The 10,156-nt window shown below is 62.7% G+C and carries 13 protein-coding genes; 11 read left to right on the forward strand and 2 right to left on the reverse strand.

Annotation, left to right across the window (positions count from 1 at the left end):
• The 4 genes from H7B90_RS32425 to H7B90_RS32440 all read left to right on the forward strand — a co-directional run.
• A partial coding sequence (locus H7B90_RS32425) for a hypothetical protein (protein WP_185140041.1) occupies positions 1 to 560 on the forward strand: 560 nt, incomplete at its 5' end.
• 35 nt (positions 561 to 595) lie between these two features.
• Positions 596 to 1,207 carry a sterol desaturase family protein gene (locus H7B90_RS32430; RefSeq protein WP_185140042.1) on the forward strand — a complete coding sequence of 204 codons (612 nt, stop codon included), beginning with the start codon at positions 596 to 598 and terminating at the stop codon, positions 1,205 to 1,207.
• A 51-nt stretch (positions 1,208 to 1,258) separates the two neighbouring features.
• The gene (locus tag H7B90_RS32435; protein ID WP_185140043.1) at positions 1,259 to 1,615 is read left to right on the forward strand and encodes a phasin family protein; all 357 of its coding nucleotides are present in this window, start codon (positions 1,259 to 1,261) and stop codon (positions 1,613 to 1,615) included.
• A gap of 43 nt (positions 1,616 to 1,658) precedes the next feature.
• Complete coding sequence (locus H7B90_RS32440; RefSeq protein ID WP_185140044.1) at positions 1,659 to 3,338, forward strand: ABC1 kinase family protein; 1,680 nt, start codon at positions 1,659 to 1,661, stop codon at positions 3,336 to 3,338.
• Position 3,339: 1 nt separating this feature from the next.
• Here H7B90_RS32440 and H7B90_RS32445 read toward each other — a convergent pair whose 3' ends face one another.
• Positions 3,340 to 3,867, reverse strand: a complete 528-nt coding sequence (locus tag H7B90_RS32445) for a phosphatase PAP2 family protein (protein ID WP_185140045.1) — start codon at positions 3,865 to 3,867, stop codon at positions 3,340 to 3,342.
• A gap of 191 nt (positions 3,868 to 4,058) precedes the next feature.
• On the opposite strand from H7B90_RS32445, the gene H7B90_RS32450 reads away from it, so the two are divergent.
• From H7B90_RS32450 to H7B90_RS32480, 7 genes are all read left to right on the forward strand, one after another.
• Entirely contained in the window at positions 4,059 to 5,240 is a 1,182-nt protein-coding gene (locus H7B90_RS32450) for a glycosyltransferase family 4 protein (RefSeq protein WP_185140046.1), read from the forward strand.
• Between the two features lie 336 nt (positions 5,241 to 5,576).
• Positions 5,577 to 6,815, forward strand: coding sequence for a glycosyltransferase family 2 protein (locus H7B90_RS32455; RefSeq protein WP_185140047.1), 1,239 nt, complete (start codon positions 5,577 to 5,579; stop codon positions 6,813 to 6,815).
• Between the two features lie 151 nt (positions 6,816 to 6,966).
• Positions 6,967 to 7,503, forward strand: a complete 537-nt coding sequence (locus H7B90_RS32460; RefSeq protein WP_185140048.1) for a YdeI/OmpD-associated family protein — start codon at positions 6,967 to 6,969, stop codon at positions 7,501 to 7,503.
• 290 nt (positions 7,504 to 7,793) lie between these two features.
• Complete coding sequence (gene infC / locus H7B90_RS32465) at positions 7,794 to 8,288, forward strand: translation initiation factor IF-3 (RefSeq protein WP_185140053.1); 495 nt, start codon at positions 7,794 to 7,796, stop codon at positions 8,286 to 8,288.
• A gap of 19 nt (positions 8,289 to 8,307) precedes the next feature.
• Positions 8,308 to 8,508: a 50S ribosomal protein L35 gene (gene rpmI, locus H7B90_RS32470; RefSeq protein ID WP_185140049.1), complete on the forward strand. Its 201-nt coding sequence runs from the start codon at positions 8,308 to 8,310 to the stop codon at positions 8,506 to 8,508.
• Between the two features lie 51 nt (positions 8,509 to 8,559).
• Positions 8,560 to 8,919: a 50S ribosomal protein L20 gene (gene rplT, locus H7B90_RS32475; protein ID WP_185140050.1), complete on the forward strand. Its 360-nt coding sequence runs from the start codon at positions 8,560 to 8,562 to the stop codon at positions 8,917 to 8,919.
• Between the two features lie 232 nt (positions 8,920 to 9,151).
• On the forward strand, positions 9,152 to 9,433 hold the full coding sequence (locus tag H7B90_RS32480; RefSeq protein WP_185140051.1) for a 50S ribosomal protein L33: 282 nt from the start codon (positions 9,152 to 9,154) through the stop codon (positions 9,431 to 9,433).
• A 140-nt stretch (positions 9,434 to 9,573) separates the two neighbouring features.
• Here H7B90_RS32480 and H7B90_RS32485 read toward each other — a convergent pair whose 3' ends face one another.
• Positions 9,574 to 10,038 (reverse strand): GNAT family N-acetyltransferase, encoded by a 465-nt coding sequence (locus H7B90_RS32485; protein ID WP_185140052.1) that lies wholly within the window; start codon positions 10,036 to 10,038, stop codon positions 9,574 to 9,576.
• Positions 10,039 to 10,156: the final 118 nt, after the last annotated feature.

Below are 10,156 nucleotides of genomic sequence, written 5' to 3' on the forward strand. Positions count from 1 at the left end.
CGATCGAGAAAATGGGCCTGCTGACGCGAAGCTATGCGGCGAACGGCGGGGAATCCGGACGATCGCAGGTGCAGTTCGTCCCGACGGAACGGGCGCGGCTGCTGGTCGACGATGAATCCGGGCAGCCGGAGACGGCGGCGTCCGCGGAGGCCGCCGGCCCGCCCGAGGAATGGCAGGCGACCAAGGCGGCCGTGATGGCGCTGCTTCAAGGCTGCCGAAGCTGCGGCCTCGAGGCGCTGGGGCGGATGGCGCGCGAGCTGCACGCGCAGAAGCGGGAGACGGAATTTTGCGCGTATAGCGTCGGGCTTCTGCTCGCGCTGATCCGCCGCGCGGGAGGAACCGCGGAGGAGTTCGTCCGCAGCCTCGCGGGCAAGGCTCCGACGGGCGAGATGGGCCTCGCTTCGCTGGCGGGGGCTGCTCTCGGGGCGGCCGCGCAGACGATGTCGGAGGCGGGAGCCGAGCTCGCCGAGCTGGCAGGGCGTTTTTTGAAGGCCATCGCCGCCCTCCCCGAACGCGAGAAGAAGTTGGTATCCGATTTTCTAATGGAAGCTTTGGAATGACGTGAAGCTACAATCAGAACGGAGGCCTGATTCGGATGGCTCGCTATTATCGCGAATTTTTCTCGAATCCCATGATCGCTTTTATGGTCGGCTTAGGCTGCGTTACGCTCATTCTGACGGCGATCTTCCCCCAAGGCTGGATGACGCTCGTTTATCTCCTGCTCGGCATGGGCGTCTACGCCGTGTTCGAATACCTGGTTCACCGCTTCCTGCTGCACGAATTCCCCAAGCTCGCGCCCGCCATGTACCGCGGTCACGTCGAGCATCACAAGCACCCGAACGAGCTCGAGCATTTGTTCAGCCCTCTTCGTTATGACGCGGCCGCTTACGGCGTATATTTCGTGGTATTGTGGGCGATCGCGCGAGACTGGCGGACGGTGGTCGCGATCGTCGCGGGCACTTCGCTTTTCCAATTGTACTATCAGTGGATGCACTATATCGCCCATCGCCCGATTACGCCGGTCACCCCGTGGTGTAAATGGATGAGGAAGAAGCATCTGCTGCACCACTTCATGGACGAAGGCGCCTGGTACGGGGTATCCCATCCGGTACTCGACTATATGCTGCAAACCCACAAGCCCGAATCCAAGAAAAAAGCCGGATTGCCGCTTCGGCCGAATGGAGGCGCGGACGTCGACCCACACTAACGGAAATGGCCGGCTTTACCCAAATCCGCCATGATGGAAGGAGCGATTCGAATGAAGGACATGATCAACAGGGCCGTCTCTCTCGGCCTCGGCATCGCCATCGCCAGCAAGGAGCAAGCGGAGAAGCTGGTGGACGAACTGGTTCGCAAGGGAGAGATGAGCCGGGCGGAGTCGTTCGCGTTCGTCGACGACCTGCTCAAGAAGGGGCAGGAGGCGCAGCGCAAAGTCGAGGCGGTCGTCCAGGAGAGAGTTCAAGCCGCCATCGGGGACAAGAAGTGGGCGACGAAGGAAGACATCGAGCGCCTGGAGCGGAGGCTCGACCGGCTGATCGCCCGGCTCGAGAAGCCGGGCGCAGGCGCGGGCGAAGGCGAAGGCGAAGGCGTCAAGACCGAAGAGGATCTGCCCTGACGGGCAAACCTCCCTATTATCGATTTTCCGAGGAGGCTGTCCGATGAACGTGGGCAAGAAAATCCGGCATTTCCACCGATACCGGGAGATCGTATCCGCGTTCGTCCGATACGGCTTCGGATACGTCGTCAAGGATCTCGGCCTCGCCGACCTGGTCCCCTACAAGGCGCTATGGACCGGCGAGAGAAGGGATCTGGACAAGCAGACGATCGCGATCCGCGTCCGCATGTTCCTCGAGGAGCTCGGGCCGACCTTCGTCAAGCTCGGCCAATTGGCGAGCACGCGAAGCGACCTCTTCCCTCCGGAATTCGTCGCGGAGCTGAGGAGGCTTCAGGACGACGTGCCTCCCTTCCCGTTCGAGGACGTGAGGCGCATCGTCGAGGAGCAGCTGGGCGCCCCCCTGGAGGCGTCGTTCGCCGAGTTCGAGGAGACCCCGCTGGCCGCCGCTTCGATCGGGCAGGTCCATTACGCGACGCTCCGCTCCGGAGCGAGAGTCGCGGTCAAGGTGCAGCGTCCGAACATCCGCGCGACGGTCGAGACCGACCTGGAGATTCTGTCCGAGCTGTCGAGACTGGCCGAGAAGCGGTTGGAATGGGCGAGAAGATACCGGCTGAAGGAGATGGCGGAGGAGCTTGGGTCCGCCTTGCTCGGAGAGCTGGATTACGACCGCGAGAGGCGCAACGCGGAGAAGTTCGCCGTGCTGAACGAGGCGCTGCCGTACGTACATATTCCGGCCGTGTACCGGGAGCTGTCTTCCGGCAAGGTGCTTACGATGGAGCGGGTGGACGGCATCAAGCTGTCGGACCGGGAGCAGCTCGACGAGGCCGGCCGCCCGCGGGACGATATCGCGGGGAAGTTCGTGACCGCCATCCTCCGGCAGATTCTGGTGGACGGCTTCTTCCATGGCGACCCCCATCCCGGCAACGTGCTGTCGCTCGAAGACGGGCGGATCGCGCTGCTCGACTTCGGCATGGTCGGCAAGCTGGCTCCGGAGACGAAGGTTCACTTCGTGTCGCTCGTCATAGCCCTGCGCGGGCAGAACACGGACGGCATCATCCGGGCGGTCGGCCGGCTCGGGCTCATCCCCGACGACGCCGACCGCAAGGCGCTGCGGACGGACGTCGACGAGCTGAGGGAGCTCTATTACCAAGTGCCGCTCAGCGAGATCAACCTCGGCGATTCGATCCGCCGCCTGTTCGCTCTCGCCCAGCGGCACAACATCCGCATTCCGTCGGACATGACGCTGCTCGGCAAGACGCTGATGACGACCGAAGGGGTCGTCTCCGCGCTGGACCCGACCTTCAGCATTCTGAAGGTTGCGGAGCCGTTCGGCCGGCAGCTGCTGCTCGACCGGGTCAATCCGGTGAAGATCGCGAGCGAGCTGGGCAAGAAGCTGCCGGAATACGCGGAATGGCTCGCGGAGGCCCCCGGCAAGCTGCGCGAGCTGCTGGCGATGGCGAAGCAGGGCAAGATCAAGCTGGAGCTCAGCATTCCCGAGAGGGAGGCGTTCCTGAAGAAGCTCGACCGGATCGGCAACCGCCTCAGCTTCAGCATCGTGCTGCTCTCGTTCAGCATCCTGATGGTCGGGCTGATCATCGGATCGTCCATCAGCCACCAGAACTCGATGCTGTGGCGCATTCCGGCGATCGAGATCGGCTTCTCCGTCGCCGGATTGATGTTCGTCTGGCTGATCTATTCGATCTTCCGGTCCGGCCGGTTCTGAGCTACGAGATCCAGAGGGAGACGAGCAGCGCCGTCGAGCTGCCGAGCAGGGCGCCGGCCGCCGTGTCGCTCGGGAAGTGGAGGCCGAAGTAGATCCGGGACAAGGCCACCCCGATCGCGACGGGCAGCAGCAACGGGATGAGCAGGGGCTCCGCCATCATCCAGGGCGTCAGCATGGCGAACGCGGCCGTCGTATGGCCGGAAGGGAACGACGGATCCTGAAGCGGACGCTTGCCGGTGTTCGCCTGCGGGTACACCTGGTGCGGCCTTCGGCGCGGGGCGCTCCGCTTGGCGATCGCGACCGGCAGGTGGCTGAAGGCGACCGCCGCCAGCGCCTGCCAGCCGGCCGTTCCCCACGCGCCGGGAGCGAACAGGCCTGCGGCCAGCGAGACGCCGAGGCAGAACGTCGCCCCTCCCATCAGAGTCAATAGGAAGAATAGACGATTCAAAACCTCGCGGTTCCATCTCATATTCACGTGCAGGAACAAAGGACCTTCCACTTGCTCCAGAATGCGGTAAAACCGGCTCATTCCGATCTCCCCTTCGCGCGGATCTGTCGATGTCTTGCGCAATCAGCTTAACCTCTCCGTGTACGCCCCATGTGAACGCAATGCTATCCGATTGTAAATAGGCGCCGGGAACGAACGGGAATTCACTTCCCTTTGACATCCCGATAATCTCCCTCCTGTAAGCTGAAGGAAAGACGAGGGAGGCGATGCGAATGGAAGAAGTTCGATTGGCCTTGTTCACGGATACGTACGCGCCGGAAGTCAACGGGGTCGCGAAGACCTTGGAACGATGGGCGGCCTACTTGCGCAAGAGAGGAATCCCGTGTCTCGTGTTCGCTCCGACGCGGCCGCGGAAGGAGGAGCCGATCCCCGGCGTCGCGGAGAGGCTCGCGAGCATCCCGTTCTTCCTGTACCCCGAGCTTAGAATCGCTTCTCCGCTGTCGGCCGCCGCCGAACGGAAGCTGCTGGACTTTCGGCCTACGGTCATCCACGCGGCGACGCCGTTCGGCACGGGAGTGGCCGGAAGGCATCTGGCCCTCAAGCACTCCATTCCGTTCGTCGCCTCCCACCACACTCATTTCGTCCGGTACTTGCCGTTTTACAATTTGCAGTGGATGGGTAAACTTCTATGGAGATATTTGCATTGGTTCCATCGCCCGTGCCGCCGGATCTACGTTCCGTCGCGCTCCGTGCTCGAGGAATGCGCGAAGGACGGGTGGCGGGGCCTCGAGGTGTGGACCCGGGCGATCGACACGACGGTGTTCCATCCGGAGATCGACCGGGAGGCGTTCCTGGCGGAAGCGGGCATCCCGGCTTCGCGCTTCGTCGTCCTGTGCGCGGGCCGTCTCGCGCCGGAGAAGCAGCCGGAGCTGGCGGTCGAAGCGATGAGCCGCTTCGCGCGGGCGACGGCCGCCGACGCCGAGCTCGTCTTCGCCGGCGACGGCCCCTCCGCGGGCGAGCTCCGCGCGCTCGCGGAGAAGCGGGGCGTGCGGGCGCGGCTTCTCGGCGCGATCCCGCAGCCCGAGCTGCGGCGCTGGATGGCCGCGTCCGACGCCATGCTGTTCCCGTCGCCGACCGAGACGTTCGGCAACGTCGTCCTGGAAGCGATGGCGTGCGGACTGCCCGTCATCGGCGCGGCGGCGGGCGCCGTCCCCGACACGGTCCGGGACGGCGAGACGGGGCTGCTGCGCGAGGCGGGCAACGCCGACGCCTTCGCGGAAGCGCTCGCCCGGCTGCGCGGCGACGCCGGGCTGCGCGCGAGATTGTCCGCGGCGGGGCTCGCGGACGCGAGGTCGCGCTCGTGGGACGACGTGTTCGCCCGTCTTCTCGAGAGCGTGGCGGACGCCTCCGCGGGAGCGGGCTTCGGCGGCCGGCCGAAGGGCGCCGTCGTATGATCGACTTTTGGCGAGAAGCAGGGACTGAGGTCTTGGAAATGGAGGAATAGGGCGGATCCCTCTCTAAACGGGAGGAATCGGCGCCGCTTCCCCCCATTCGAGGACCCAATTCCCGTCTACGCCCGCCAGAGGCCCGAATACGGTGGAATCGGCCTTTTGACAAAGAAGCTCAAACCAAAGACAATCGAGAATGTGTTTTTTAGACAGAGAGTGAAACACATTCGAAGCCGGAATCGTACTAAAAAGAGACAGAGCGGCGCCGGAAAGAAAAAAAGAGACGAGACAGACACAGACAAAGAAAAAAAAGAAATCGGGGTTCAGGGGGTACAACTGAATATGTGGAACAGCTTGTTATTGGCCTTGCAGGTCGTCTTCTTCCTGATCGGCGCGTACCAAGTGCTGCTGTCGTTCTTCGGCTGGTATCGCAAGAAGGAGAAGATCGTCAACCGTCCAACGAAGTCGTTCGCTCTTCTTGTGGCCGCTCACAACGAGGAGAAGGTCGTCGGAGCGCTCGTGGAGAATCTGCTCAAGATGGATTATCCGCGCGAGCTGTTCGACATCTTCGTCATCTGCGACAACTGCACGGACGGAACCGCCGACGTCGTCCGGAGCTATCCGGGAGTGTTCGCCTGCGAGCGGACGAATCCGAACGAGCGGGGCAAGGGCTTCGCCATCGAATGGATGCTGAGGGAGCTGTGGAAGCAGCCGAAGACGTACGACGCGGTCGTCATGTTCGACGCCGACAACCTGGTCGCGACCGACTTCCTCAAGTACATGAACGAAGATCTTATTAACGGCCACCGCGTCATCCAGGGCTACCTGGACACGAAGAACCCGCACGATTCGTGGGTCAGCGCGGCCAACGGCATCAACTATTGGTTCTGCAACCGCCTGTGGCAGCTTCCCCGCTACAACCTGGGACTGTCGAACTTCCTGGGCGGCACCGGCATGTGCTTCGAGTCCAAGCTGCTCAAGGAGATGGGCTGGGGCGCGACGAGCCTGGTGGAAGACTTGGAATTCACGATCCGCTGCATTCAGCGCAACATCTATCCGAAGTTCAACTTCGACGCGCGCGTCTACGACGAGAAGCCGATCACGTTCCGGGCGTCCGCCCGCCAGCGGCTTCGCTGGATGCAAGGGCACTTCGACATCGCCCGCCGCTATATGCTTCCGACTCTGTGGCAGGGTCTGAAGGAACGCAGCTGGGTGAAGATCGACGCCGCATTTTATATTTTCAACGCGTACAACTTCCTGATCGGCTTCATGCTGACGGCCACGCTCTGGTTCGACCTGCTGCTGCCGGGCGAGCCGCACTTCGATTCGATCTACTCGGTGTTCCCGAGCTGGCTCGCGGTGCCGATCGCGCTGTACATTTACGCGCAGTGTCCGCTGGCCATGCTGCTCGAGAAGGTGAACTGGAGAAGCTACGTTCGCCTCATCACGTTCCCGATCTTCTTCTTCTCGTGGTGGCCGATCACGTTCTGGGCGTTCTTCACGCAGAACAACAAGACGTGGAGCCATACGCAGCATACCCGGGTTCTGAGGCTCGAAGAGGTTCAAGGCAAGCAGATGTAAGCCGCATCGGACGATGCCGTATCTGTCTATCGCGTCATTGTCTTATCGGAACGGGTGTCGAAAATAACGCAGTCGAAGCGGCCTTCCGGGCCGCTTTTTTTCTTCGTTCCGTACGCCGCTCCCCGAATGCGGATTTGACGGACGCGGGGGAATGGCGTACCTTAAGGGGAGCGATCGCGTTCAAGAAGGCTGCGGACGGGAGGACGACGGGATGAGCGACATGCGGGAGTTCGAAGGGGCGCTGCTGCGGCCGCCCGGCGTGGGCACGTGGGTGTACGTCGACGTGCCGTTCGACGCGGCCGAGGCGTACGGCGCCAAAGGGCAAATCCGCGTTCGCGGCACGGTGAACGGGGCCGCGTTCCGGAGCTCGCTTCTGCCGCACGGGAACGGCAGGCACTACCTGGTCGTGGGAGGGCCGCTGCGCTGCGCGGCGGGAGCGGAGGTCGGCGACGTCGTGCGCGTCGCCATCGAGCCGGACACCGAGGAGAGGACGATCGAGGTGCCGCGGGATCTGCAGGAAGCTCTGGAGGAGCGGCCGGAAGCGCTCGACTTTTTCGCCGGGCTCGCCTATACGTACCGGAAGGAATACGTCGATTGGATCGAATCGGCGAAGCGGGAGCAGACGAGGGCTTCCCGCGTCTCCAAGGCGATCGGCCTGCTGGCGGAAGGGCGCAAGCTGCGGGGCTGAGGCGAGGTTGACAGCGTCCGTTCGCCGTGATATAGTATTCGAGTGTCTGTTCCAATTCAGCACGCGCAAGCAGAAGCGCCCGCTTCTCACCTGCCCGGCGTCGGCCGGCTGGTCCAGCGTAGCCGACGTACCGGGCAGCGATGGGAATACGCCCTCGCGAGCCGATTCAACGTTTGCGACGGAATGCGGGTCTTCGCTTCGGAGGCCGGCATTTTTTGTTTGTGTCAGAAGCAGGAAGTAGGCAACTCAGTCCATTTTGGAGGTGGAACATTATCAGCAAGGATCATCAAATCAACGAGGAAATCCGGGCGAAGGAAGTCCGTCTCGTCGGACCGGAAGGCGAGCAGATCGGCATCAAGCCGTTCCGCGAAGCTCTGCAGATGGCTATCGATGCGAACATGGACCTGGTTAACGTGGCGCCTCAGGCGAAGCCGCCGGTGTGCCGCATCATGGACTACGGCAAATTCCGTTACGAGCAGCAGAAGAAAGAGAAGGAAGCCCGGAAGAATCAGAAGATTGTCGACCTGAAGGAAGTTTGGTTCCGTTCGAATATCGAGGAACACGACTACCAGACGAAATTTCGCAACGTCGTGAAGTTTCTGAACGAAGGCGACAAGGTCAAATGTTCCGTACGCTTCCGCGGACGGGAGATTGCCCACGCCAACATCGGCCAGAAGATTTTGGAGCGCGTGGCGAGCGAAGTCGCGGACATCTGCGTCGTCGAACGCGTGCCGAAGCTGGAAGGCCGAAGCATGATCATGATTCTGGCTCCCAAGAGCCATTGATGACAGGAGGATAAACCAGATGCCTAAGATGAAAACGCACAGCAGCCTGAAGGATCGCTTCAAGGTTACGGGCACGGGCAAGATCAAACGCTACAAGGCTTACAAGAACCACTTGCTGTCCCACAAGTCCGGCCGCCAGAAGCGCGTTCTCGGCACCCAGCCGCTCATGGCTCAAGGCGACGTTCGTCGTCTGCAGCAACAGCTGGCGAACCTGAAGTAATCCTTTTACCGTCGCGCACGCGACGATACATTTTCCGGGAGGTAATGAGCAATGGCAAGAGTCAAAGGCGGGTTCGTCACGCGCCGCCGTCGCAATAGAGTCCTGAAGCTGGCCAAAGGTTACTGGGGCGCGAAGCACCGCCTCTTCAAGAAAGCTAACGAGCAAGTGATGAAGTCCCTGATGTACGCATACCGCGACCGTCGTCAGACGAAGCGCAACTTCCGCAAGCTGTGGATCGTGCGCATCAACGCGGCTGCCCGTCAGAACGGCTTGTCCTACAGCAAGCTGATGCACGGCCTGAAGCTGGCCGGCATCGAAGTGAACCGCAAGATCCTCGCCGACCTGGCCGTGAACGACATCGCCGCGTTCAACACGCTGGCCGGCACCGCCAAAGAGAAAATCAACGCGTAATCCGCGTCGCCCGGCAAGCCGCCGACTTCTCCGTCCTTCGGAGCGGTCGGCGGCTTTTTTGCGTTGGCGTCGGCGACGACGCTTGACCAGCCCCTTTCCCCGCGGGCAGGACAGAGGTACAAGCCGCGTCCGGCGGCTCCGCATACCTTGTAGGACAACGGGGGACAACGGTCGGCGCCGGCGCCGGCCGATGCCATCCCGGACGTTCCCATTGCGGAGAGGAGGGGTTCGGATGTCTCGGGTTACTCGCGATCAAGTTCTCAAGATGGTCGGCAAACGCGTATACGCGATTCGGAAGGACGGTACGAGGGTCAGCGGCAAGCTGGTGCGCGTCAGCGGCAACCAGCTCATGATCCAACCGGTATCGGGCAAGCAGGTCAGCACCAAAGCGATCCTTCCGCTCGCCTTGTTCGATCTGCTGGCGATCGGCACCGCGCCGTTCGCTTACGGCGGCTATTGGGGCGGCTACGGCGGTTGGGGAGGCGGCTGGGGAGGCGGTTGGGGCTGGTGGTAACGACCGGCCGCCCGTCGCCCGAACCGCGATAGATAGGGACGCGCAACAACGGAGCCGCCTTCCGGCGGCTCCGTTGTTTTCGCTAGGCGGCGCGAGGAGGCGCGGTTCCCGATCGGCCAAGCTCCCCCAGGCCGGCATCGTTACAGCCATTCGCCGCTCCAGCGGAACAGCGGCTTCTCCATCTGGTAGCACTTCAACGCTTCCAGATGCCGAACGGCCGAGTAGCCGAGGCGCATGTAGAAGCGCTGCGCCTTCCCGTTATCTTCGTCGACGTACAGCATCGCCCTCCGGCAGCCTTCGGCGAGCCCGTATTCCTCCGCCCTCCGCATGAGATCCCGGCCCCAATGCCGGTTCTGGTAGGCGGAATCGACCGCCAGCAGGTCGATGAACAGCGTCTGGTCCTGAACGACGAGGTGCACGAATCCGAACGGTTCGGAGCTGCCGCTTCTCGCGGCGACGAGTGTGCCCCCTTTCCTTAACCGCCGGGATACTTCGTCGTACAGCCGTCCGTCCCGGGGATGATGCCACGGCGACACCGGCACGAGCTCCGAGCGGACGAGGCGCACGATGCCGCGCGTATCCCGCGGCCGCTTCCATCGGATCACGGCGCTCACCTCCCATTGGCGCCCCGACCGAGCGGGGCCGTATGCAATAGGGTATGAACCCGTCCCCGGCGTGGTTCTCCGCGAATTTCATCCGTGTATGTCGTTGTGCTGTGATAAT

The organism is Cohnella xylanilytica (genome assembly GCF_014212175.1).
Lineage (GTDB): Bacteria > Bacillota > Bacilli > Paenibacillales > Paenibacillaceae > Cohnella > Cohnella xylanilytica.